Origin of the sequence: Candidatus Accumulibacter meliphilus, assembly GCF_036625345.1 — a bacterium.
In the GTDB taxonomy this organism is placed as follows: domain Bacteria; phylum Pseudomonadota; class Gammaproteobacteria; order Burkholderiales; family Rhodocyclaceae; genus Accumulibacter; species Accumulibacter meliphilus.
In genome coordinates this window covers 81,443-106,459 of the sequence record NZ_JAZKTZ010000006.1, presented here as the reverse complement: position 1 = coordinate 106,459, position 25,017 = coordinate 81,443, and the positions used below count along the sequence as shown (strand labels likewise).

Annotated in this window: 20 protein-coding genes; 15 read left to right on the top strand and 5 right to left on the bottom strand. The window is 60.5% G+C overall.

The annotated features are described in order from the left end of the window. Positions 1-107 precede the first annotated feature (107 nt). Both V5B40_RS13520 and pyk read right to left on the bottom strand, forming a co-directional pair. A complete protein-coding gene (locus V5B40_RS13520) occupies positions 108-965 on the bottom strand; it encodes an alpha/beta fold hydrolase (protein WP_332354992.1) in 858 nt (285 codons plus the stop codon). Between the two features lie 189 nt (positions 966-1,154). After that, positions 1,155-2,567 (bottom strand): pyruvate kinase, encoded by a 1,413-nt coding sequence (gene pyk / locus V5B40_RS13515; RefSeq protein WP_332354991.1) that lies wholly within the window; start codon positions 2,565-2,567, stop codon positions 1,155-1,157. A 956-nt stretch (positions 2,568-3,523) separates the two neighbouring features. Here pyk and V5B40_RS13510 point away from each other — a divergent pair. Beyond that, entirely contained in the window at positions 3,524-5,587 is a 2,064-nt protein-coding gene (locus V5B40_RS13510) for a putative transposase (RefSeq protein ID WP_332353452.1), read from the top strand. A gap of 29 nt (positions 5,588-5,616) precedes the next feature. On the opposite strand, the gene V5B40_RS13505 is transcribed toward V5B40_RS13510, so the two are convergent. Next, the gene (locus V5B40_RS13505; protein ID WP_332354990.1) at positions 5,617-5,766 is read right to left on the bottom strand and encodes a hypothetical protein; all 150 of its coding nucleotides are present in this window, start codon (positions 5,764-5,766) and stop codon (positions 5,617-5,619) included. Between the two features lie 488 nt (positions 5,767-6,254). Here V5B40_RS13505 and V5B40_RS13500 point away from each other — a divergent pair, with 488 nt between their 5' ends. The 9 genes from V5B40_RS13500 to tilS all read left to right on the top strand — a co-directional run bounded on the left by V5B40_RS13500 (position 6,255) and on the right by tilS (position 17,373). Next, complete coding sequence (locus V5B40_RS13500; protein ID WP_332354989.1) at positions 6,255-6,533, top strand: transposase family protein; 279 nt, start codon at positions 6,255-6,257, stop codon at positions 6,531-6,533. 266 nt (positions 6,534-6,799) lie between these two features. Continuing rightward, entirely contained in the window at positions 6,800-9,013 is a 2,214-nt protein-coding gene (locus V5B40_RS13495; RefSeq protein WP_332354988.1) for an SLC26A/SulP transporter family protein, read from the top strand. A gap of 241 nt (positions 9,014-9,254) precedes the next feature. Then, positions 9,255-9,785, top strand: coding sequence for a universal stress protein (locus tag V5B40_RS13490; RefSeq protein WP_332354987.1), 531 nt, complete (start codon positions 9,255-9,257; stop codon positions 9,783-9,785). A gap of 223 nt (positions 9,786-10,008) precedes the next feature. Then, positions 10,009-10,470: a cache domain-containing protein gene (locus V5B40_RS13485; protein WP_332354986.1), complete on the top strand. Its 462-nt coding sequence runs from the start codon at positions 10,009-10,011 to the stop codon at positions 10,468-10,470. 780 nt (positions 10,471-11,250) lie between these two features. Continuing rightward, positions 11,251-12,240 carry a DctP family TRAP transporter solute-binding subunit gene (locus V5B40_RS13480; protein WP_332355218.1) on the top strand — a complete coding sequence of 330 codons (990 nt, stop codon included), beginning with the start codon at positions 11,251-11,253 and terminating at the stop codon, positions 12,238-12,240. 180 nt (positions 12,241-12,420) lie between these two features. Further along, a complete protein-coding gene (locus V5B40_RS13475) occupies positions 12,421-13,101 on the top strand; it encodes a TRAP transporter small permease (RefSeq protein WP_332354985.1) in 681 nt (226 codons plus the stop codon). 18 nt (positions 13,102-13,119) lie between these two features. Beyond that, positions 13,120-14,730, top strand: coding sequence for a TRAP transporter large permease (locus tag V5B40_RS13470; protein WP_332354984.1), 1,611 nt, complete (start codon positions 13,120-13,122; stop codon positions 14,728-14,730). Between the two features lie 272 nt (positions 14,731-15,002). Next, positions 15,003-15,971, top strand: a complete 969-nt coding sequence (locus tag V5B40_RS13465) for an acetyl-CoA carboxylase carboxyltransferase subunit alpha (protein WP_332354983.1) — start codon at positions 15,003-15,005, stop codon at positions 15,969-15,971. Continuing rightward, entirely contained in the window at positions 15,940-17,373 is a 1,434-nt protein-coding gene (tilS, locus tag V5B40_RS13460) for a tRNA lysidine(34) synthetase TilS (protein ID WP_332354982.1), read from the top strand. The genes V5B40_RS13465 and tilS overlap by 32 nt, the downstream gene beginning before the upstream one ends. A gap of 20 nt (positions 17,374-17,393) precedes the next feature. Here the strand turns inward: tilS and V5B40_RS13455 are convergent, their stop codons facing one another. Together V5B40_RS13455 and V5B40_RS13450 are read right to left on the bottom strand one after the other, a co-directional pair. Next, complete coding sequence (locus V5B40_RS13455) at positions 17,394-17,993, bottom strand: response regulator transcription factor (RefSeq protein WP_332354981.1); 600 nt, start codon at positions 17,991-17,993, stop codon at positions 17,394-17,396. After that, complete coding sequence (locus V5B40_RS13450; RefSeq protein ID WP_332354980.1) at positions 17,990-19,984, bottom strand: sensor histidine kinase; 1,995 nt, start codon at positions 19,982-19,984, stop codon at positions 17,990-17,992. Before V5B40_RS13450 ends, V5B40_RS13455 begins: the two co-directional genes overlap by 4 nt. 352 nt (positions 19,985-20,336) lie before the next feature. Between V5B40_RS13450 and V5B40_RS13445 the strand changes: the two genes are divergently transcribed. From V5B40_RS13445 to V5B40_RS13425, 5 genes are all read left to right on the top strand, one after another. Next, complete coding sequence (locus tag V5B40_RS13445) at positions 20,337-21,350, top strand: TRAP transporter substrate-binding protein (RefSeq protein WP_332354979.1); 1,014 nt, start codon at positions 20,337-20,339, stop codon at positions 21,348-21,350. 251 nt (positions 21,351-21,601) lie between these two features. Beyond that, entirely contained in the window at positions 21,602-22,030 is a 429-nt protein-coding gene (gene ndk / locus V5B40_RS13440; protein WP_332354978.1) for a nucleoside-diphosphate kinase, read from the top strand. Positions 22,031-22,052: 22 nt separating this feature from the next. Beyond that, positions 22,053-23,168 (top strand): 23S rRNA (adenine(2503)-C(2))-methyltransferase RlmN, encoded by a 1,116-nt coding sequence (gene rlmN, locus V5B40_RS13435; protein ID WP_332354977.1) that lies wholly within the window; start codon positions 22,053-22,055, stop codon positions 23,166-23,168. Further along, on the top strand, positions 23,165-23,974 hold the full coding sequence (gene pilW, locus V5B40_RS13430) for a type IV pilus biogenesis/stability protein PilW (RefSeq protein WP_332354976.1): 810 nt from the start codon (positions 23,165-23,167) through the stop codon (positions 23,972-23,974). The genes rlmN and pilW overlap by 4 nt, the downstream gene beginning before the upstream one ends. Then, the gene (locus V5B40_RS13425) at positions 23,971-25,002 is read left to right on the top strand and encodes a RodZ domain-containing protein (RefSeq protein ID WP_332354975.1); all 1,032 of its coding nucleotides are present in this window, start codon (positions 23,971-23,973) and stop codon (positions 25,000-25,002) included. The genes pilW and V5B40_RS13425 overlap by 4 nt, the downstream gene beginning before the upstream one ends. Positions 25,003-25,017: the final 15 nt, after the last annotated feature.

Here is a 25,017-nt window from a genome sequence, read left to right as displayed (position 1 = left end):
TCTATGAATAAAGTCGTATGGCAACATTTACATGCCGGCATATTTAGTCTGGTTCGTGATTTATCGTTCCATATCAACGAGTTACAGAAAAACGCCAGGAAGGTCCGTCAGGCGCGGAAGTAATCGCCGAAGATTCGCGCGAAGAGCAGCGGCTGCTCGATGTTCATCGAGTGGCCGACATACGGGAAGATCTCGAGGCGGGCGTTGGGCAGTGTCTCTGCCATCATGTCGAGATGCTCGCGCGGGATCCAGTAGTCGACCTTGCCGAACAGTATCAGGTGCTCGTGGATCATCTCCGGCATGCGCGCGGCCAGTTCGCCGGAATCCCATTCGAGGCCGAGGTTGTGCGGCGTACCGAACCAGATGCCATCGGACAGCACGCGGGTGCGCTCGATGATCGTCTTGAACAGCTCGCGCTGGGCGTTGCTGGTGGCATTGGCGAATTGCGGCATCTGGCCGGCGACCAGCGTTTCCGGACGGAACAGCGTCGGCGCCGCGCTGGCCAGCCCGGCAAAGCAGACATCGGGATCGGTCTTCATTGCCGTGATGACGCCGACCTGGCTGGCATTCATCTGCAGGCCGAGCGGGCTGACCGGGTCGAGCATCAGCACCTTGCCGAAGCGCTCCCGCGCCATGGTCAGCAGGTGCGAGATGATGATGCCGCCGGTCGAGTGCCCGTAGAGATGACATTTCTCAATGCCGAGCGCGTCCATCAAGGCGAGGTGGTCGCGCGCATGGACGTCCATCTTGTAGTTGGAGTAGTCAGGCGTCGGCTCCGGCTTGTCGGAGTCGCCGCAGCCGCGCCATTCGGCAGCGATGATACGGATATTGTCGGGCAGCAGCGGCAGGGCCAGTTCGAGCCAGTTGAGGCAGCCGAGGTTGCCGTGGATCGCGAGGACGATGTTGTCGCCGCTGCCATGCTCGATGTAGTTGAGGGAAATGTCTCCGGCCTGGATGCGCGGCATGGTGCTCTCCTCGGAAAATTGTCGGGCCATTATAGGCCGGCGCCGGCCGGGCGGCTACATTCAGCCTTGTCCACTGTGGTATGAGCCTGAACGGTAAGGCCGGGCCAGGAGTCGCCACCCCCCGAAGCCGGTTTCGATCTCTTGCCGAGCGCGGTTTGCTCCGGAGGCGCCTGATGTTCCTTGCACTCCTCAAACGCGGACGATGCGCACGCTGTCGGTGCTGCCGGCACGCGGTCCGGTTGATCCGAAGACGACTGCCACCAGATCCCCGTCACGGACGAGTCGCGCAGCGCGCGCGGCGGCAATTGCCTGTCGCAACTGATCGGCTTCGGAATTGTCGGGGACCAGCAGTGGTTGCACGCCCCATACCAGGCAGAGCCCGCCGAGCACTTGCGGTGACGTCGAGATGCCGGCAATGGGCATTTTTGGGCGGAAGGCTGCGACGCGATGCGCGGTCAGGCCGCTGCGTGTCGGGCAGAGGATCGCGGCGACGTTGAGATCCTCGGCCGCTTGCACGGCGGCGTGTGCGACGGCCCACGCTACGCGATCGGTGATGGCGGCGGTAATCGCTTCTGGATGGCCGTGCTCGCGTGGCGAGCCCTCGGCCGACTCGGCGACCTCGCTCATCATGCGTACGGTTTCGCAGGGGAAGAGGCCAACCGCGGTTTCTTCAGACAGCATCAAGGCATCGGTGCCGTCGAGCACGGCGTTGGCAACGTCATTGACTTCGGCGCGAGTGGGTAAGGGGGAGCGAGTCATCGACTCGAGCATCTGGGTGGCGGTGATCACCGGCTTCCCGGCCATGTTGCAGGCACGGATGATTTCCTTCTGGAGCAGCGGCACGCGCCGCGCCGGCATCTGGATGCCGAGATCGCCGCGCGCCACCATCACCGCGTCGGCGGCTTCGATGATGCCGGCAAGATTGTCGATCGCCGCCGCGGTCTCGATCTTGGGAACCAGCGCTGGTCGCATGCCGCGCTTGGGGAGCATCGCGCGTACCCGTTCTACATCTTCGGCGCGACGTACGAAGGAGAGTCCGAGGAAGTCGACTTTGGCGGCAATCGCCATTTCCAGCGCCAGCCCATCGCGAGCGGTGAAAGGTTCGACGTGTGCTTCGGCACGCGGTAGGTGCATGCCTTTACGCGAGCGCAAGGGGCCGCCGCGAAGGACTTCCGTACGGACGTCCTTGCCGATTGATTCGAGTACGCGCAGAACGATCGCCCCGTCGGCGAGGTAGACCTCGTCACCTGGTCGTGCCCATTGCGCGAGATCGGGCAGCGTCGTGGAAACGTGCTGCGCATCGCCGATGCTGTCTTCGCGGCCGCTCAAGACGAACTCCTGGCCGCTCTCGAGTTCCACCTCGTCGTTAGCCACGAGACCGCTCCGGATCTTCGGGCCGGGCATGTCAACGAGAATTCCGACACTGCGCCCAAGCTCGCCGGCCAGTTCCCGTACCAGACGCGCGTTGTTGCTGTGCGTTTTCATGTCTGAGTGCGCGGCGTTGAGGCGGACGACGTCAACACCCGCTTCCAGGAGTCGTCGCAAGGCGTTCGGAGTCGCGGTGGCGGGGCCGATCGTGGCCACTATTTTTGTTCGGCGCATCAGGTGCTCCTCAAATACTTCGGGTGCGGCTCTTTTCGTCGGGCACGCTTTCGCGGCTACTAATCGGCAGATTTTGGCTCATTGTTCGTTCCCCGCTATCGGAATAGGGTGGCTGCAGGCTCGGTAATGCCGTCCGCGTTCCTTACGTACCGCACTGGAGCAATTTTTTAAGTCATTGATACGTTAACCATTTGATGTGCCTATGATCCTTCGTGGCCGAAAAGAACCACACCCAAATACTTCGACATTTGGTCTGGCTTCCCTGGCGGCCGGCCAGCGTGTGCGATCCGCAGGCGCGGGGCAGGGCATCCACGGGAACGGCCGGCAGTATAGGTAGGGGTCGCAGCTGCCGTCAATCAGCAGTCTTGCGACGAGTAGCGCGGTGAAGCGACCGAAATGACGGAGGTGCCAGCCGAGACCCGCGTTAGCAGCGCTTGTGCGCGCAGGATCAGGGTTTCTCCCCTGTCTTATCGACAGCGTTCGCCTGGCCGGCGGGATCGTACGCCGCAGCGCGGGGGGCGCTGGCGTCGTCGGCTGAATCCTTGTCTGGCGCAGGCGCAATCGCGAGAGGCACGATTGGCGGCGATTGCCCGTGTGCGGCCTCAAGCCAGACCTCCCGGAATTGCGACTCAGACGCCCCGCTAACCGCGTGATTCAAAAGCCTTATCGTCGTTTTTTGGACCTTCGTCACGCCGGGAACGGAAAACGTTTATTGGACAACGATGCTTATATCCTATTGTAAATACGCAATAACAAGTGCAATAAGCATAAATCTCATGCTAGAATCGCGTCAGGCAGCGGGGACCTGGGGGTGAGGGGTGACGCAGAGCGAGTTATTGGAACCAGCGGTTAAGCAGGAAGGCCGTTTCGACTTGGGCAGAGGCTATTGTCTGCACCTTCCGCGTGGCCCTCGCAGCCAGGGTGACCTTTATCATCATGGCAGTCTGAGCAAACGGGTGAATCTTGCCGACAAGGCCGAGCGGCGCCTCCTGGTGGTTGAGTTATTACAGAGGAAGCTGAACCAGACGCGCTTGGCCGAGGTGCTCAATCTCAGTCGCCAGACGCTGCACAACTATCGCGAGTGCTATCGGCTATTTGGGGTGACCGGCCTGCTGCATGGCTATAGTCCGAGCCGCAGCGTGAGCGAAGAACGGCAAGGTCGGCTGCATGTTGACAAACGCCGCCCCGGCTCCAAGGCCCGCGAACTCGAAGCTTTGCGGCGTGTCGAGAAGCGGCTGACTGCGGAAGTGACCCAAGAGGAACTCGCGTGGGATGGCGAAGCCGCGGCGCGGTGTGCGCTGGAGGAAGCGCCCCTCGAAGAGGTCGTGCGTGTCGATCAGCCGAGCCGCCAGACAGTCGCGGAGCAGGCCTCACCGGAACAGGTTCCCGCCGCAGTGATCGAGCTTCCCTATGCGGAACACCATGACTGGGAAGCCAGCCGCTATGCCGGCATTTTCCCTGTCTTGCTGGTCCTGATGAGCCAATGGCAGTGGATGCAACGGCTCTCCCAGCTGTTCGGGAACGGTTGGCGCATCTTCCAGGTGTTCGTGCTGATGGCGGTGCGTAACATCCGCTCCATCGAGCAGCTCAAACATGAGCGGCGCGAGGAGGCGGGACGGCTCCTGGGCTTGGGGCGGCTACCCGCTCTCGACACGCTGTGGTCCTGGTTCCATGACGTCGCCGGCAAGTCTCGGGCCGGTGCGCTGCTGAAGGCGTTTTTTGCCGATCAGATCCGCTGCGGCCTGGTCGCCACCCGGCTGTGGTTTACGGACGGTCATCTCTTGCCTTATACCGGACAGGACAAGGTGCATGCGGCGTGGAATACACAGCGGCGGATGCCGATGCCCGGACAGACCAATCTGGTCACTTGTGACGAACAGGGGCGCATCGTCTATTTCGACATTCAGGAGGGCAAGGGAGACCTGCGCGCCCAGATTCTGAGGCTTGGCGAGTATGCGCGACAACAGTCCCTGGGAACCCCGCCGGTACAGGTCTTCGACCGTGAGGGCGATGGACTGGGCTTTTTCAGCGAACTCGTGCGCAGCCGCACGCCCTTCATCACTTGGGAGAAGAACGCCAATCCTGCGCGGCTCATGGCCTTGCCGGCCGCAGACTTCACGCACAGCGTAGCGATGAACGGCACGGATTATCGCCTGTTCGAAGAGACCAAGACGTGCGTCTACCCACCTAAAACCGATCCCGACACCGGCACGGCCGAGTCGGTGCATACGTTCGACCTGCGCCGGGTGGTGTTGTGGAATTTGCGCACCAATCACCGCATCAGCGTGCTCTGCTGGGACGCTGACCTTCAGTGGTCGCCGCAAGAGGTGCTGACCGCGATGCTCAGTCGCTGGGGCGCCTCGGAGAACACTTTCAAACACCTCAAGGGGCGTCATCCCTATCATTACCATCCGGGTTTCGGCTTGGCCGAGAGCGACAAACAGGACATCGCCAATCCCCAGATCAAAGGGCTTGCGCAGCAGATCGCGAGCACCCAGGGCCATCTTGCCAAGCTTTACAAGCAACAGGCCAAGACTCAACCCAGCTTCAATCGGGACGGAAGTGAGCGCCACAACAGTCGGCATCGGCGGCTTGCTGCGGCCATCGCCGTGAGCGAAACGCAACTCAAACAACTCCAGGCTGACAAGGCTCGCTTGCCCGAGCGCGTCAATGTCACGGGGCTGTCCGATTACCGCTCCTTCAACGCCATCGATAACGAGGGCAAGAATCTCTTCGACTTCGTCACGAGTTCCGTATGGAACGTGCGCCGCCAGCTTCTCGATTGGCTTAACGACAGCTATGCCAAGGATAGCGATCGGGTGGACCTGCTCTATGCGATCTTCAACTGCCATGGCTGGGTACGCAGTGACGAGCACTGGGTGGTCGTTCGCCTGGAGCCGCTACAGCAACCCGCCCGCCGTTATGCCCAAGAACAGCTGTGCCGTAAGCTCACTGGTCTCGGCGCCAGAATTCCCGGCGGAAAATGGCTGCGCATCGAGGTCGGCCAGTCTCCGCTATGAGACGGCCTTCGCCGACCTACTGTCCAAAATTAGACCACGTTCGCCGGGGATTCCGGGAGGTCTGCAAGCGTGACGGGCGCTTGCTTTGGCGGTGGTGCGTTGCTGACGATGCTCTGAAAGTGGTCAACAACGCCCCAGGCCATGGCCAGCATCAGCAGCATGAAGAAGAAGAGAATCATGTCCCGGCCCGATGCGCGAACTGGGCGAGGCTACAGCGCAACTTGTTCTGACGCGGGAGTGATGGCAGGCACGCGCGGCGCTTGGTTTCGCACGCAGGGTGCTCGCGCCGGCCCAGATTCCGGGTGGTCTCCATTGCGTCGGGCGAGCTGCGGTTGTCTATCGTTTCAGCATCAAGCATTGCGCTTCCTCCTGGTGCCACGGTTTAGCCATGCGGCCGCCATCAGTCCAAGGAGCTGCCGCGTTCCGCGCCGCAAACTATGGGCGCCGCTCTCGATAACCATGCACAACAACCGCATGCGATTGATGGTACCTGCTGGAGAGGGTGCTGCATAGCGACGGTCGACACGGTGCGCTGGAAACGCCAGGGCAGTCGCGTAATGCCAACGTCGTGAACCCCCAAAAATAGTCGTTTACGCTCAAGAAATTACGAAAGGGCCGTTCACAACTCATGGATTGGTGTAGGTTTCTGTCTTCCTGGAGTTTTTCCATGAGCGCAGAAAACCGGTTTCCGCTGATCGACATACGGGGTGGCGTGCGCGATCCGAAACAGACCGCGAACGTCGAACACGATCTGGTCGAGTTGCTGTTGGTCACGGTCTGCGCGGTACGGGCAGGCGCCGACACCGTTGTCGAAAACGAGGCCTGGGCCAAGAAAAGGCTGGTGCGACTGGTAGAGGAACTCGATCGTCTCGCGGAACATGCGGAACGCGTCGACCTTGATTTCCGCGGCAGCCGCATGGTCCGCCTAACAGCCCGCGTCGGTTAAGTTCGCACGGATTGCTGGGCGCCGGCGCGTCGACCTGTCGCCCGATGGGTTGACCGAGGCCTTGCGGAACGGTCGTTTCAAGCTTCGCCCGGAGGCTGCCGAGTCGCGCGGCGGCTGTCGTCCTTCGGGTGATGAGAACAAGCCGTGCTTGCCATAACACCCCGCGTCGCCTAGGCTGTTCGGTAGGCTACGTGTTGTTGGCCCTGCTGCCGACCAAGCGTCCGTAGCAGGACCATTTCTTCCTACGAGAGTGGAGGCCTGTGGTCGTGGAACTGACATCCAATTTCAAGAGTGACAAGCTGGCCGGTGACTTCTGGGGCGGTCTTGCCGCCATGTTGGTTGCCCTGCCGTCGGCGATCGCCTTTGGCGTCACCATCTATGCCTCGATTGGCCCGGCTTACGCCGGTATGGGAGCGTTGGCCGGGATTCTCGGTACTGTCGCTCTCGGACTGGTGGCGCCGACCCTGGGTGGCACCAATCGCCTGATTACCGCACCGTGTGCGCCGGCCGCGGCGGTGTGCTCGGCCTTTGCCATAGGGCTCGTGCAGCAACAGGTTGAACCCGTATTCATCGTGCTGATGTTGACGGCCCTGGGTCTGGTTGCGGGCCTGCTTCAGTTGCTCCTGGGTGCCATGGGTGTCGGTAGCCTGATCAAGTACATCCCGTTTCCGGTGGTCAGCGGCTATCTCACCGGCGTCGGTCTGATCATCATCGCCAGCCAGATCCCGAAATTTCTCGGCGTTTTCGGAAACTACTCGTTGTGGCGGGTGCTGATCTCACCGGAACTCTGGCAGTGGCAGAGCGCGGTCATCGGTACCGTGACGGCGGCGGTTATGCTCGGCGCAGCCCTGGTCACGCGCGTCGTGCCGGCGGCCATTCTCGGCTTGCTGGCCGGGGTGCTGACCTATTTCGGACTGGCCTACGCGGTAGACCAGTCGATGTTGGTCATCGAGGGCAACAAGTTGATCATCGGCCCGCTTGGCGGAACTGCGTCAAGCATGCTCGACGCAATCACTGGCCGTTGGCGGGATATCGGCGAACTGAAGCTTAGCCATATTGGCGGCCTGCTTGGAACGGCATTGACCCTGGCCGTGTTGCTGTCGATTGATACCCTCAAGACAGCGGTCGTTCTCGACGCGTTGACGCGCAGCCGCCACGATCCAAACCGTGAGTTGATCGCCCAGGGTTCCGGAAACATCGCTTCGGCCTGCGTCGGTGGCATGCCGGGAGCCGGGCAGATGGGGGCGACGCTGGTCAATTTGAACAGCGGTGGCCAGACTCGCGTCTCGGGGGTCGTCGAAGGTGTGTTGTCGCTGATCGCGTTTCTCGCCTTGGGGACGTTCATTGCCTGGATTCCGGTCGGCGCGCTGGCCGGCATCCTGATCGTCGTCGGCTTCCGGATGATCGACCGGCACAGCTTCAATCTGTTGCGTTCGCCGTGGACCATGTTGGACTTCGCCGTCATCGTGGTGGTGGTGGGCGTGGCGCTCGGTTACAGCCTGATCGCCGCGTCGGGCGTCGGGATTGCTCTGGCGATGTTGCTGTTCATCCGCGAGCAACTGGGTAGCACGATCATTCGTAACAAGCTTGATGGCAGTCACAGGTTTTCGAAGAGGGTGCGCTTGGGGCAGGATATGGAGCTGCTGGTAAAGAGTGGGGATAAGACCGCAATAGTGGAGCTGCAGGGTAGCCTGTTTTTCGGTACCAAGGACCAGCTTTACTCGGCACTTGAACCGGAGTTGACCAGGCGCACCTACATCGTGGTCGACATGCGGCGCGTGCAGTCGGTCGACGTCACGGCCGTGCATCTGCTGACCCAGATCAGGGACTCGCTGATCGAACGTGGCGCCTACCTTATTTTCAGCGACCTGACGCGGACCCTGCCAAACGGCCGGAATATCGCCGAACTCTTCGATCAGATGGAACTTACGACCATGACCGAGCATGTGAAGGTGTTTCCTGCGCTTGACGACGCGCTCGAATGGACTGAAGACGAGATCCTCGGCGAGCATCTCAAGGAGGCGCTCGAGCTTCCACCGCTCGAGGTATACGAGCTCGAAATGTTCAAGCACTACAAGGAAGAGACGCTGATCGCCCTGGTGGAAGCTCTTGAGCGACGCTCGGTAGGGAAGGATGAGAAGGTCTTTTCTCTTGGCGACGTGGCCAATGAGCTGTACCTGATCCGCAAGGGTGCAGTCCGGATCACGTTCCCGATCAAGGGAACAGTAAACGTTCATCACGCCTTGACGTACGGGCGCGGCGACTTCTTCGGTGGTATTGCCTTCATTGCGGGAACGAGCCGTTTCAACGACGGTACGGCGGTGGAAGATACCGAACTCTTTGTGTTGCAGCGCGAACAGTTCGAAAGACTCAAGGAGGAGCACAAGCGGCTGGGGTTCGAGATACTCGAGGCGGTCGCCAAGGTGCTGGCGTTGAGGTTGCGTTATGCTGACAAGGAACTCATGGCCATGCAGGAGTAGGTCGAGGAGAGGGAGCACGTGGGCTACGGGCTGTTCTCGGGATCACTACTCCAACTGCTTGCTTCAAGGCGGCCTGTGCAGTCCGCATGGCTGCAACTTTCCGCAAGGTGCCGGAAAGGTCATCCGTTCGGTAGGCAACGCGATATTTCTCGCCAAAATCCGCCATTGCGGTGTGGAATTCGGTTGCCATTTTTCGGTACGCTCAACGGCACTGAGTGGCTCTAACCAGAGGAGAACAACAATGTTCCAGCACATATTGGTGCCGACCGATGGCAGCCATCTGTCGCAAAAAACCGCGGAGCGCGCGGTGGCGTTTGCCAAGGCGGCCAATGCCAAGATCACGGCGTTATACGCGAAGGCACCGGTTGGGCACGCGGAAAATTACGGCGATCTGATTCAGCCCGCCGCGATCCAGCGCCTGATCTCGGGTTCCGACGGGAAATCCAAGGAGTATCTGGGTGCCATCAAGAAACTCTGCAAGGAGGCCGGCGTCGAGAGTACAACGCTCGCGGTGGTCAGCGATACCCCGTGGGAAGCGATCGTCAAGGTTGCCGAGGACAACAACTGCGACCTGATCTTCATGGCCAAGCACAGCCGAGGGGGTCTGTCCTCGCTACTGGTCGGCAGTCAAACCTACCGCGTGTTGACCCACTCGAATATTCCAGTCCTTGTCTTTCGTGCGCCGAAGGCGCACGCTAGTCACCACAAGCACCATAAGGAAAAAGAGAGAGTTGGGGAAGCAGACAGCGAAAAGGGCAGCAAGAAGGCATGAGCGAGAGGTCGGTCGCGAGGGATGGCTCACTCCGACAGGCACCCAGACACTGCCCGCTACGCCGTGTTCGCGGCGCCAGTCCCTTGGTCATTGCCGGTACAACGCCCATGAATCCTCGCTGGTGGCAGCAGGCGTCACCATTTTCTTGCAGACGGCGTTGCCCATCGCTCGTGGTGGGGAAGCAAGTCGTTTACAGTCTGATGACTTGACAAGGAGAGTTTCGATGCTGCGTCAAACAATCTTGGCTTCAGCCTTCGCAGTTTTCGGATTTGTCAGTATCGCCGCGTCAGCGCAATCTTGGACTCCAGCCGAAGCCGAAGCCAAAGCCAAAGCCAAAGCCATGCTCGAAAAGGTGGTTGTTGCGTTAAAGGCTGACAAGGCCAGGGCGCTCGTGATGTTCACCAAGGGTGAAAGCGGCTTCATGGATCACGACCTGTATCCGTATTGCGGTGGTCCGGATGGGTACTTCACCGCCCATCCGACACTTCTTGGCATGAGCCTCAAGGATCTCAAGGACAAGGATGGCAAGCCTCTGGGCAAAGAACTCTACAACGTAGCCGAGGAAGGACGTTTTATCGAGGTTTCGTACATGTGGCCGCGTCCCGGTCAGACCGATCCAGTGGAAAAGGTTGCCTACGTGACCAGGATCGGCGATCAGGTGTGTGCGGTTGGCTATTACAAGTAATGGCTTTGCAGACGGGCTGGCTCAGGGATCACAGTACCAGCGATCAGCACGGCAAGACCACGTCCGAAGTCGCGGCTGTCCTGGAGCACAGGCGCGTCGACGTGAGTACTCCCTTTGCAGGTAAACCTCTTTGTGGTGCGCCAGTTGGCAAGAAGGGGATGTCAAGCGGCGTGGAGTACGAGCGAATTGTTCCTGCCGCGTGTCGAGCACTTCCATTCGGCCGCAGCTCACGCCGGTGCGGAACGACACGGCCAGTTGGCTACGGCCACCCACGGTTTCCGGATTCACGTGCTAACGCAAGAGCGATTTGGACGGTATATCGCCACGCGCATCTTTGCTGAGGATGCTGGCTCAGCGTGTTCCCTTGCGGAAATCCACAATGGCCGTTGCGACGCTGATCGGTCAGAATTAGCCTCCACCCGGGGGGGATGTCAATCACACAAATGCTTGTCGACGAACAACTTTTTTCCTCGATACCGACGCGCTGGCGCGTTCCGCGAGCCGGGAGCCGGGAGCCGGGAGCCGGGGGCCGGGAATGCACTTGCCAGCGTCCGCGCAAGGATTGGCCACTGCGCCATATCGAGAAGTCGCGGACTTCAGGAACTTTCGACCATGCGATCGCCAATTCGGCGCTTGCTTGAGCAGGTGAAGAGCGCAGATGCTTGCGTTTGCGGGACCAGAATGATTATTCTTGGCGCCAGCGGCAGCCAACTTGCCGCATCGAAAAGACAGAATATTCACACGTAGTAACTTTCCTTAGGAGGAGATCGCATGAAGCATATGAAGAAGATCAGCGTTGCCCTGACAGCTCTGGCCATGGCCTTTGCTGCCACGTCGGCATTGGCGAAATGTGAAAAGGGTGAAGTTGTCGCCAAACTCAGCCACGTGACCGGCGGCTCGACGCACCCCAAGGTGGTGGCGTCCAACCAGCTGGCAGAACGTGTCAACAAAGAGATGAAGGGCAAGCTGTGCATCGAGGTCTATCCCAACAGCACGCTTTTCGGCGACAGCAAGGAACTGGAGGCACTGCTGGTTGGCGACGTGCAGCTGCTGGCACCGTCGCTGTCCAAGTTCGGCTCATATACGCCCAAGCTTGGCGTCTTTGACCTGCCGTTCATCTTCGTCGATATTGACCAGGCGATCCGCTTCACCAACTCGGCTGAGGGCAAGAAGCTGCTCAAGTCGATGGAGGGCGTCGGTTTTGTCGGGCTCGGTTACTGGATGTCGGGCCTGAAGTACTTTTCGGCCAACAAGCCGCTGATCGCGCCCACGGACGCCAAAGGCATGAAGTTCCGCGTGCAGACTTCGGACGTGGCGAAGGAGATGATTGCTGCAATGGGCGCCTCGCCGCAACCAATGGCTTTCGCTGAAGTGTATGGCGCGCTGCAGACCGGCGTCGTCGATGGCCAGGAAAACACCTGGTCGAACATCTATACCCAGAAGTTCTTCGAAGTGCAGGATAGCACGACCGAAACCAACCATCAGCTGCTGGCGTATATTTTGTTGACTTCGGCGGACTGGCTCAACAGCCTCAAACCCGCCGTTCGCGATCAGTTCCTGAAGATCGTCGACGAGGTGTCCAACGAAACCAACCTGGCAGTCAAGGCCGACGAAGCCAAGAACCGTGAGAACATCATCAAGGCCGGCGGCAAGGTCAACAAGCTGACTCCCGAGCAACGCAAGAAATGGGTGGACGCCATGACGCCGGTTTGGAAGAAGTTCGAGAAGGAGATTGGCGCGGACACCATCAAGGCCGCGGCGGGTTCCTAGCTCAGCAGATAGAAAAGGGCCAGGTTCTTCTGGCCCTTTTCCTTGGCCCCGCGAGGGAAATCATCGTGAATTGGGTCGCCTGAATGTCCCTGAGCTTTGCTCGCTACGGCGTTGTCCGCAGGGAGTTCGCTGTTTGGGGGCGATGGCATTCTTTCAAGAATCTGACTAAAGGTGTTTGCCATGGGAGCTTACTGGTTTCACGTCTACCTCTTTATTTTCATAGTAATCCTCTGGGCTCTCGAAAAGAAGTTCCCGAAGGCGATGGCGCAAGCCGAGGAGTCCCTTCTCGTTGTGGTGATTACCTCGATCATGTTGGTATCATTTTTCCAGGTGATCGCCCGCTACGGATTCAATACCGGCTGGTCGGGGGCGCTGGAATACAACACCACGGCTTTTTCCTGGCTGATCATTCTGGGCATGGGTTACGGCCTGCGTACCAGTCTGCACCTCGGCGTTGACATCATCATCAAGGCCGTACCTGCGCCGATGACCAAAACGCTGTCCCTGGTCGGCGCCGCGTGCTGCCTGCTTTACGGCCTGGTTTTGCTCGATTCGTCCTGGGTGGCCTTGTTCGGGGTCGATACCAGGGGGGGGGCCATCGACTACTGGCTGAAGATGTACAAGATCGGCATTGGTTCGGAGGAACTGCACTACCCCGGATTCGTGCAGGATGCCTTTGGTATCCAGGCCCGTATCCACCGCTGGCTGCTGTTGCTGGTCTTACCGGTTGGTCTGGCGCTGATGGTATTCCGCTCCTTGCAGGCTTTTGTCGATATCGCAGCCGGCCGCCGAAAGCTCCTCATCAGTGGCCATGAAGCAGAAGACATGGTCGAAGAGAACAAGCACATCTTAAAAGATTAAACGACTAAGGAACCAAAGATGAACTCTCTCTTTCTTTTTGCGATGGTGCTTGGACTGCTGTTTATCGGTGTTCCGGTCGGCGTCTCGCTGGGCTTGTCGTCGATTCTTTTCGTCACCTTCTTTTCCCACGACTCCTTGTCGTCGGTGGCGATTCAGCTTTTTGGTGCAGGGCAGAACTACACGCTGCTGGCCATTCCGTTCTTCATCCTGGCCTCGGCGTTCATGTCGACAGGGGGTGTGGCGAAGCGACTGATCAATTTCGCGATCGCCAGTGTCGGGCATTTCCAGGGTGGACTGGCCATGGCCTCGGTGCTGGCCTGCATGATGTTTGCCGCGCTTTCGGGTTCATCACCGGCGACAGTGGTGGCCATCGGTACCATCGCCATTGCCGGTATGCGCCAGGTGGGCTACTCGAAAGAGTTCGCGGCGGGCATCATCTGCAACGCCGGGACGCTCGGCATCCTGATTCCACCGTCGATCGTGATGGTGGTCTACGCGGCGGCAACGGACGTGTCCGTCGGACGAATGTTCCTGGCCGGTGTGATTCCGGGATTGGTCGCCGGTCTGATGCTGATGGGGGCCATCTACATCGTTGCCCGGATCAAGGGTCTGCCGAGAGAAGAGTGGAAGGGCTTCGGCGCGATCCTGGACGGTGCCAAGGAAGCGGGCTGGGGCCTGTTTCTGGTGGTGATCATCATGGGCGGTATCTACGGGGGGGTGTTCACGCCGACAGAAGCCGCCGTCGTCGCCGCGGTGTACTCCATTCTGGTGGCGCTGTTTGTCTATCGCGACATGGGGCCGCTGAAGGAGACGCCCTGGGTTCTCGCCTCCGACCACGCGTCGGCCCGTATTGGTTTCAACGCCGGTGTCTACGCCGTGTCGTTCTTCATGGTCTGGATGATCCTGTCCTTCTTCGCCACTGACGGCATGGAAGCGACCGGCAAGATCCGGGCGGTGTGGGGCCTGGTCATGTCGCTGGCCATTTTCGTCGGCTATCTGGTCAAGGTGGGCCGCGAGCATGGATCAGTTGGCAAGTGCCTGACGGGTGGTATGGGCATCTGGCGTCGAAACCTGCTCTTGCTGGTCAAGAACTTCTTCCCGGCGCTGTTTGGCAGCGAATCGCGCGCGACCATCCTGCATGCGACCCGCACGACGGTCATGCTGATGTTCATCATCGCCAACGCGCTGCTCTTTGCCCACACCCTGTCGGCGGAGCAAATTCCACAGGAAATTACTGCCTGGATGCTGCAAGCGGGTTTCACCTGGTTTACCTTCCTGATTGCAGTGAACATCCTGCTGCTTCTCGGTGGCCAGTTCATGGAGCCTTCCGGACTGCTGGTGATCGTTGCGCCGGTGGTCTTTCCGATTGCCATGGAACTGGGCGTTGACCCGATCCATCTGGGTATCATCATGGTGGTGAACATGGAGATCGGCATGATTACGCCGCCGATCGGCTTGAACCTGTTCGTGACCTCGGGCATCACCAACATGAGTCTGGCGTCGGTGGTCAAGGCGGCGATGCCTTTTGTCGGCGTGTTGATGCTGTTCCTGGTCATGGTGACCTATATCCCGTGGATCTCCACCGCCTTGCCTTACGCCCTGATGGGACCGGAACTGGTCATCAAGTAGGCAAGTAGCCTCTCTGGGCGGAGTCACTGAATCACCGCTTGACGACTCGCACCGCCCGAACGCAGCATTCGTCTGCCGCTGACCTCATCGAGGCCAGCGGCGGCGTCTTTTTTATCACGGCCATTGTCACTGGCGTCCCTTTTCTCTTGGGTAGGGACCTTCTTGCCAGTGGGCCCGCCGCCCGGTGCGGCTTGCGGCCTTGCGGCGCGGTCTTTCGCGGTAGAATTACGGGTTGTTGCAAACCCACATGTTCACCAATACGGTTGGGCCTGATGAAAACCAGTTTCCTCGACTTTGAACAACCGATCGCCGATCTCGAAGGCAAGATTGAAGCGCTGCGCTTTGCTCAGGACGATTCTGCGGTCGACATTTCTGACGAAATCAGTCGCCTCGAGAAGAAGAGCCAGACCCTGACCAAGGACACCTATGCCAAGCTTTCGGCCTGGCAGGTGTCGCAGGTGGCACGCCATCCGCAGCGCCCCTACACGCTCGATTACCTGTCGCTGATCTTCACCGACTTCGAGGAGTTGCACGGTGATCGCGCTTTTGCCGACGACCATGCGATCGTTGGTGGCCTGGCCCGCTTCGACGGTCAGCCGGTAATGGTGATTGGTCACCAGAAAGGGCGCGACACCAAGGAGAAGATTGCCCGCAACTTCGGTATGCCGCGTCCCGAGGGTTATCGCAAGGCCTTACGCCTGATGCGACTGGCCGAGAAGTTTCGTATTCCGGTGTTAACTTTCATCGATACTCCTGGCGCCTACCCGGGTATTGACGCCGAAGAGCGTGGGCAGTCCGAGGCGATCGGTCGCAATCTCTACGTGATGGCCGAGCTGAAAGTGCCGATCATCGTCACCGTCATCGGTGAAGGTGGTTCGGGCGGCGCGCTGGCCATCGGTGTTGGCGATGTGGTGCAGATGCTGGAGTACTCGACCTACTCGGTGATTTCGCCCGAGGGTTGCGCGACGATTCTCTGGAAGAGCGCCGAAAAAGCAAGCACTGCCGCAGAAATCATGGGTATCACCGCGCCCCGTTTGCTGGCGCTGGGTTTGATCGACGCCATCGTCGAAGAGCCGACCGGTGGTGCGCATCGTGCGCATCAGGCGATGGCGAAAAACCTCAAGGAGGCCTTGCAGAATGCTTTGCAGAAATTGGCACCGGTGCCGACCCGCGACTTGCTCAAGACTCGCCTTGAGCGCCTGATGGCCTATGGCCGGGTCAAAGAGCTGGCCCGCCGCTAAGACCAGCGCGGCGCAAGCGTCGGCAGCCCCGATTCTGCAGACGCTTGCGGCGTTTCTCGAGGGGCGGCTGCTGCCCGGGTCTCGTCTGTGCGTCGGTCTATCCGGGGGCGTCGACTCCGTTGTCTTGCTGCACGCGCTCGACTGCCTGCGTCGCTCCGGGCTGCAGGTCGATCTCTCGGCGGTGCACGTCGATCACGCTCTGAGCAGCAATGCCGGTGCCTGGGCAGCTTTCTGCGTCGACTTCTGTCGGCGTCTGCAGGTGCCGCTGGACATCCATCGCGTCGTGGTGCCGCGTGCCAGCGGTGAGGGCCTGGAAGCCGCCGCACGGCGCGTGCGTCATGCGGCGTTTGCCGTCTGTCGAGCCGAATGGTTGGCGCTGGCCCACCATCGCGATGATCAGGCCGAGACGGTTCTCTTCCGCTTGTTGCGCGGAGCGGGTGTTGCCGGCGCCGCTGGAATGCCTGCGGAGCGACCGCAGCCAGGCGGCCCGCGCCTGATTCGCCCACTCCTCGATGTTTCGCGGTCGCTGATCCTGCGCTATGCAGAAATGCATTCGCTGGCCTGGATCGAAGACGAAAGCAATGCCGATTGCCACTATCGCCGAAACCACTTGCGACGTGAAGTCATGCCGCGCATCGCGGTGCATTTTCCCGGCGCTGCTCAGGCACTGGCGCGTGCCGCGCGCCATTTTTCCGAGGCGGCCGAGCTTCTCGATGAACTGGCGCAGGCCGATCGGGCTGCCCTGATTGGTGAGGGTGGGCGGATTGATCTGGCGCGCTTCAACGCGCTTTCGCCAGCGCGAGCACGCAACCTGTTGCGATCGGAACTTCTGGCGAGCGGCTTTCGCGCCCCGGAGGCGCGCTGGCTTGACGAAGCGTTGCGCCAGCTGGAGACAGCGGCGGCGGCTTCGCAGACCTGCATTGCCACTGCGGATGGCGAAGTGCATACCTATCGGGGCGAGTTGTATATTTTTGCGCATCGCCCGGATGTTGCGGATCTCTCCGTGAGCTGGAATGGCGAGCTGGCACTGCCCTGGGGCGACGGGCGGGTGTCCTTCGTTCGCCGTAGCGGAAAAGGTATCAGCCGCCGTTTGCTGGCTGCTGCGCCAGTTTTTTTGCACGTCAGGCAAGGTGGTGAGCGCTTGCGGCCCGACGCTCGGCGCCCCGCAAGGACTTTGCGCAAGCTGTTGCAGGAAGCTGCCGTGCCCCCCTGGGAACGAGCGCGCCTGCCAATGCTGTGCTGCGGCGAGCGACTGGCCTGGGTTGCCGGACTCGGCGTTGACGCCGCTTTTGCCTGCGCCGCTGGGGAGGAGGGTGTCGAGCTGCTCTGGGAGAGAAGTGATCTCCACGCGCCTGCGGGCTTCGTGTTGGCGGAGAAGCGGCTGCCGCCATTGGCCAGGTGAAATGCTGACCGCGCCGCGGCTCAGCGCTTGCCAGCCAGGAGTTGCGCGAGTTCGACGGCTGTGCGGACGCCCATCTTTTCGAAAAGATTGGCCCGATGCACTTCGACGGTACGCATGCTGATCTGCAGTTCGTCGGCGATTACCTTGTTCAGGGTACCGGCCAGAACCCGTTCCATGACCTGTTTCTCGCGTGTCGTCAGGCGGTTGGTCAAGCTGTTGACCGAATCGCTGTCGGCGGCGGCGAGGCGCTGGTTTGCATCGAGCTGCAGGGCTTCGATGACGCGATTGACCAGTTCGTTGTCGTTGCAGGGTTTTTCGACGAAGTCGAAAGCGCCTTGCTTGAGGGCCGAGACGGCCATTGGTACGTCGCCGTGGCCGGTGAGAAAGATCACCGGTAGTGTGCTGCCACGCTCGCCAAGCAGATCAAAAAGCTCTGGCCCGCTCATTCCGTCCATGCGGATGTCGAGCAGGATGCAGCCCGGCAGCGAGGGGTTCCAGGCGGCCAGGAAGTCTTCAGCCGAGGGATAGCTCAGGCAGGGTACGCCGCGCGATTCGAGCAACCAGCCGAGTGAGTCGCGGATGGCTTCGTCGTCGTCGACGAGGTAGGCGTGTGCATTCATTGCATGACAATCGGGAGGGTGATGATAAAAATCGAGCCGCCGTCCGGGTTTGCTTCAACCCACAGGCGGCCGTGGTGGACTTCGATGATCGAACGGCAGATGTTCAGGCCCATGCCCATGCCCTCGGCCTTGGTGGAGAACAAGGGGGTGAACAACTTGTCTTCGACTTCAGGTGGAATACCGGGGCCATGATCGATGACCCGGATTTCCATTTGTTGCCTGTCGAGCTGGCTGAGCTTGACGGTCAATCGCCGTCGCTCGGACGGGGTGTGGCGCATCGCTTCGATGCCGTTGCGCATCAGGTTGAGCAGCACCTGCTCGAGCATTACGGGGTCGGCCAGCAGTTCGGGGCGCATGCCCTGAATCTCGCGGACGATACGCACGCCGCGCGCCTTGGCTGCGCCGTCGATGAAGCCGACGCTGTCGTCGATCACTTCCGCGAGATCGCAGGGCACTCGTTTGGGTTCGCTCTTGCGCACGAAGTCGTGTACGCGCCGGATGATGTGGCCGGCGCGCTGCGCCTGAACGGCCAGTTTCCCGAGCGCTTCCTTCAGCTCGTCGGTACTGAAGTTGCCCGATTCGAGCTTGTTCAGGCAGCCGGTGTTATAGCTGGTGATCGCTGCCAGCGGCTGATTCAGCTCGTGCGCCAAGGTCGAAGCCATCTCGCCCATGGTCACCAGGCGTGCCGTGACCTGCAGTTTCTCCTGCTGTTGCTGAGCGAGTTCCTCGGCGTGTTTGCGTGCGGTGACATCGATGATCGATGCCATCCAGCCAGTCTGCTGGCCGTCCGCGTCAATCAGAGGCGCCTCGTAGACGAGCGCGTCGAAGCGGCTGCCGTTCTTGCGCATCAGGCGGATTTCGAAACCCTCGTGCGGCGCCTTGCCTTCGAGAACCTCATTATGCAGTTGTAGCGTTCTTTCCATTTCTTCCGGTGCCCAGTAGGGCATGGGTGGCGCCAGACCGATCAGCTCGTCGGCACTGAAGCCGACCATTTGCAGGAAGGCCGGGTTGACGTAACTTACCCGGCCTTCCATGTCGCGCGCGCGCATGCCGACCATCAGCGAGTCCTCCATCGCCTTGCGGAAAGCGTACTCCGAGCGCAGTGCCTGTTCGGCGTAGAGGCGCCGCTGGATTAACCCGCGTACCGCCCAGAGGCTCCAGAAAACAGCGGCGGCAAGGATGACGATCAGGGCGGCGATCAGGGTTTGCGCCAGATTGTCGGCGCCCCGGTAGGCGGTGACCTGGAGCACCATGCCGTAGCCGGGTGGGTCGAAAATGACCGGGTAACTGATGGTCGTCGGCGCGGCGTCTATATTCGACTTGCTGGCCAGTGTTTTGCCGTTGCCGTCGATAATGCGCACCTGATATTTTTTGGCGAACCACCAGGGGACGTGCTGGGTGAGCAGGCCATCGAGCGAATAAACAGCGAGCAGCACGCCGGCATACTGATCACCGTCGAAGAGCGGTACGTAGACTTCGACGTGTGCTGCGTTTTCTGCCCGGTAGGCATCGCTGTAGCTTGGCTTACCCAGTTGCGCGAGTTCGATGGCGCGGCTGACCGGGCTCTCGCCAGCGTCCTTCGAGCCCCGTCGCGGCAGGTTTCGCGTCGGCATTCCGTGCACCGCGGCTGCTGCCGCGTCCAGCCACAGCAACTGCTGGAGTTCCGGGTTGCTCTTCAGGATATGCCTGGCGCGCAGCGTGAACAGAGGACCGTCGTCCTTGGTTCGGGTCAGATCCAGAGCGAGTTGCCGCAGTTGTTCGGAGTTGCTCTCAAGGTGAAAGCGGAGGCTCTGCTCTAGCCACAGGACGTCGGCAATCAAGGTTGAACGTTGCTCATCAATCTCGTTCTGGCGCAACAGCCAGAGCAGTGCGATCAGCAGGATCAGCAGCAAGCCGACGGCCAGCCTGAGAATCGAGAGATACCAGTGCGACCAGTTCTGAGCCAGCGGATGTCGGCGCTCACTCTGGGAAGGGAGATGGGTCTCTTTCATGGCGGGCCATCTTAGGCGATTTCTGTCAAAGGACAAGCCATCGTGCTTGTCTTTTTGCCCATCTTCGCCGTTGTAACAACCCGTACACAGGTCGACGATGTGCCTGTTGCCGCGCTGCGACGACGAGCGAAAATCCGGCGCCACCCGGGTCGGCCTTTTTCCGGTAATCGCTTTACCCATTCAAGGCGCGAGGCGCTGTAGGCAATCGGAGCGCAATTTCCGCAGCACGGCGCACGGATGCTTCGCATCACGGATTTCCACAATATTCGGCGGCACCGATTCTTGTAGTATGCGCTCACCAAGAGCAGTAATCGATTGATTGCGAAACCAGTTTTCGAACGGAGAAGCTTATATGACCAGCCGCAGTCTGCTCTTGGCCCTGCTCGCTGGCATGCTCTTCAGCACGCCGCTCACGGCGCTGGCGAAAGATCCGATGCTCATCAAGTTTAGTCACGTCGTGGCCCCGGATACGCCCAAGGGACTGGGCGCAGAGTTCTTTGCCAAGCGCGTCAGCGAACGAACCAATGGCCAGGTAAAGGTCGAAGTCTATCCCAATTCGACGCTGTACAAGGACAAGGAGGAACTTGAAGCGCTGCAGCTGGGTGCCGTACAGATGCTTGCGCCGTCGCTGGCAAAGTTTGGCCTGCTGGGCGTCAGGGAGTTCGAAATCTACGACCTGCCATATATCTTCGATAGCTATGCCGACTTGCACAAGGTGACGCAGGGGCCGATCGGCAAGAGTCTCTTCAGGAAGCTGGAGCCGAAAGGCATCGTCGGCCTGGCCTATTGGGACAACGGGTTCAAGTCCTTTTCAGCCAACACGCCGATCCTCATGCCCGCTGACCTGAAAGGCAAGAAGATGCGCATTCAGCCGTCGAAGGTGCTCGAAGCGCAAATGCGGGCACTCGATGCCATTCCGCGTGTGATGGCGTTTTCGGAAGTCTATCAAGCGTTGAAGATGGGCATTGTCGATGGCACGGAGAACCCGATTTCCAACCTTTACACACAGAAGATGTTCGAGGTTCAGTCGCACCTGACAATGACCGAGCATGGCTACCTGGGTTACGTGGTGATCGTCGACCAGAAGTTCTGGGAGGCTTTGCCGACGGACCTTCGTGGTCAGCTCGAACTGGCAATGCAGGAAGCGACCGACTACACCAACCAGATCGCCAAGCAACAGAACGACCAGGACCTCGAATCGCTGCGCCTGAGCGGTAAGATCGCGATCCATGTTCCGACGGTAGAGCAGCGCCGGGCGTTCAAGAAGGCTCTCATCCCGGTGCACCAGGAAATGGCGTCGCGTATCGGCGAGGACCTCCTGCAGTCGGTGTACAGGGAGACCGGTTTCGATCCGACGAAGCTCTAGAGCGAGGGTCGGAGCCGCTCGGAATCTGGCTCGTCGGCACCCGTCAGCCGGGAGTGCGTCACCGAGTTGACCTGGCGCGCAGCACCCCGCTTTCAGCCTTGGCTGACGATGCTGACCCTCTCCCAGCCCCTCAATTTCGTGCTCCGGCAATTTCGGATTTGCACCCGGGTGTTGGTATAATATGAGGTTGTGTTTCTAGCGATATGATTTGCTGTTGTTTTTTCTACCATCTTCCGTTTGGAGAATCATTTATGGCCATCGAACGTACTCTTTCCATCATCAAGCCTGACGCTGTCGCCAAGAACGTCATCGGCAAGATCTACTCCCGCTTTGAGACCAACGGCTTGAAGGTGATCGCCGCCAAGCTGGCCTGGCTGTCGCCGCAGGAAGCGGGTGCGTTCTACGCGGTGCACCAGGAGCGTCCCTTTTTCAAGGACCTGGTCTCGTTCATGATCTCCGGGCCGGTGATGATCCAGGTGCTCGAAGGCGAGAGCGCCATTGCCAAGAACCGTGAGTTGATGGGCGCGACCGACCCGAAGAAGGCGGAGCCTGGAACGATCCGCGCTGATTTTGCCGAATCGATCGACGCCAACGCCGTGCATGGTTCCGATGGCGAAGATACGGCGAAGAATGAAATCGCCTTCTTCTTCCCGGCCATGTCCGTCTACTCGGGTCGCTAGGTCGCAGGTCTCTGCACCCACGATGGTCAATCTGCTCGATCTCGATGCCGCCAGCCTGACGGCTTTTTTCGCCATCCACGGCGAGAAGCCCTTTCGCGCCAGGCAGGTGTTGCGCTGGATGCATCGTTTCGGGCAGGCTGATTTTGAGGCCATGACCGACATCGCGCGAAGCTTGCGCGAAAAGCTCAAAGGGCTGGCCACGGTGGCGCCGCCGACAGTCGTCGCCGATCGCCTTGCCGACGACGGTACGCGCAAGTTCCTCTTCGATGTCGGTGGCGGCAACGCCATCGAGGCGGTGTTTATTCCCGAGGACGACCGCGGCACGCTGTGTATCTCGACGCAGGCCGGCTGCGCGCTTGATTGCTCTTTCTGTTCCACCGGCAAGCAGGGTTTCAATCGCAACCTGACGGCGGCCGAGATCATCGGGCAGTTGTGGCAGGCACGGCATGCGCTTGGCGCTTACCCGCCAGCGGCAAACCCTGTCGAACGGGTGGTCAGCAATGTCGTATTGATGGGCATGGGTGAGCCGCTGGCCAACCTGGAGAATACGGTGATGGCCTTGCATCTGATGCTCGACGATAATGCTTATGGCTTGTCACGGCGTCGGGTCACGGTGTCCACCTCGGGTCTGGTGCCGGCGATGGACCGATTGCGTGACGAATGTCCGGTGGCCTTGGCGGTTTCCCTGCATGCGCCGAATGACCGCTTGCGCGATGAGCTGGTGCCAATCAACCGGAAATACCCTTTGCGTGAACTGATGCCGGCCTGTCTGCGCTACCTGGAAAAGGCGCCGCGTGATTTTGTCACTTTCGAGTATGTGATGCTGGACGCCATCAACGACTCCGAAGCGCACGCCCAGGAGCTGCTGGCGCTGACCCGAGGCGTCCCCTGCAAGTTCAACCTGATTCCTTTCAACCCTTTTCCGGGATCGCCGTATCGCCGCTCGCCTGCACCGCGGATTCGGCGTTTCGCCGAGCTGCTGATGTCTGCCGGGGTGGTGACCACGACCCGCAAAACGCGCGGCGACGACATCGATGCCGCCTGCGGTCAGCTCGCCGGGCAGGTTCTCGACCGCACGCAGCGCACGACCCGGCGAAGCTTTGTTCTGCACCAGAATCGTCATGAGGTTTGCGGATGAGGCGAGCCGTCCTCGGGATCATTGCCTTGCTGAGCGTCAGTGCCTGTTCGTCGGGACTCTTCTCGTCTTCGCCGAGCACGCAGCAAAAGCCAGCCGAGGAGGAGCCGGACTCGCGACGGCCGACGCCACCACGCGACAATCGCACGCGTGCCAAGCTGCATACCGAGTTGGGCTCGCTCTATTTGCAGAACCAGAACTTTTCTGTGGCACTCGAAGAGCTGACCATGGCCATCGTCGTCGATCCGGATTACGCGCCGGCGCATGGTGCGCGTGGACTGGTGCTCTACAACATCCGCGAGATGGCGCTTGCCGACCGGGACTTTCAGCAGGCCCTGAATCTTGATCCGAACGATCCCGAGTTGAACAACAACTATGGCTGGTTTCTCTGTCAGGTGGGCAGAGAGAAGGAAGCCATTCCGTACTTGCAACGAGCGATGAAAAACGCCTTGTACGAGACCCCGGATCGGGCCTATCTGAACGCCGGTGCCTGTTACGTAAAGCTCGGCGATCTGGATGCCGCCGAGGGTTTCGTACAGCACAGTCTGCTCATCCGACCGAACAATCCGCAGGCGCTTTTGCAGCTTGCGGAGATAAATTACCGACGCGGCCAGGTAGAGCTTGCCGGTCAGCAACTTTCGGATCTGCTGCTCAAAACCGAGCCCAATGCTGAGGCTCTCTGGTTAGCCGTGCGAGTCGAGCGGAAGCTGGGCGATCGCCTGGCCGAAGCCCGCTATAGCGCCCAGTTGAAGCGAAAATTCCCGCTTTCACCCGAGGCTCAGGAACTGCTGAAAGGCAACTTCGAATGAGTAAACAATCCGTGTTTTCAAATGATGGCGAGCCGAGTGTGCAGGGTGGAAACGCCTCGATAGAGGGCTTTGCCGATGCCGGTGGCGTCGGGCAGCAGCTGCGTTCTGCGCGCGAAGCCAGGAAACTTAGCGTGCCCGAAGTGGCGCAGTCTCTGAAGCTCGCCCCCAGGCAGGTGGCGGCGATCGAGAGCGAGGACTGGGGCGCCTTGCCCGGCAACACGATGATTCGCGGCTTTGTTCGCAACTACGCGCGCGTGCTTAACCTGGACGCCGACGCCCTGATGCGCGGGCTTGATGCGACGCGCATGCAACGGACTCTGCAACTGGAGGCTTCAGCCGGAACCAGCTCGCACTTACCACAGGCTGGCGATCAGGCTCAAAGGCGCGACTACCTGGCAGTGGTGGGTGGTCTGGTATTGCTGGTACTGGCACTGCTGGCTTATTTTTATGTGCCACAGAACTTCTGGGGGGAGCAGTTGGCGGCGCTGACCGGTAGCGAAACCCCGCGCACTGCTGCTGAGCTGCAGCCAAGCGTTAGCGAGCCTGCGGCGACCGGAGTGGCTCCGCTGACGGTGCCGAGCACAGTGGCCCCGGCGCCGAGCGCTGCAGAAAAGCCTGGCGCAGCGACCGTCCCGAGCGCGACCGTGCCACTTAACGGGCGGACCCCAGTGGCCATGGGCGCTGATCCCGTGGCCAAGCCCAAGGCCGAGGCCGAGGCGGAGCCCAAAGCCGAGACCACCTCAGCTAGCACGCCGAAGTCGGCTGCGGAGCTCAAAACGGAAGCCACGCCAGCGAACGGCCTCAAGCTCAGTTTTGCCCAGGCGGCGTGGGTGGAGGTGCGTGACGGGCGCGGTGAGGTCGTCGCTTTCGGCGTCAAGCCGGCCGGCAGTCAGCAGGAAATCAAGGGGCAGCCGCCGTTCTCGCTGGTGCTCGGCAACGCCAAGTACGTGGCGGTGGAGTACCAGGGCAAGCCCGTCGAGCTGGGGCCGCATATCAGCAAGGGCGTCGCGCGGCTCTCGATCAAATGAGAATCTGGCAAACGG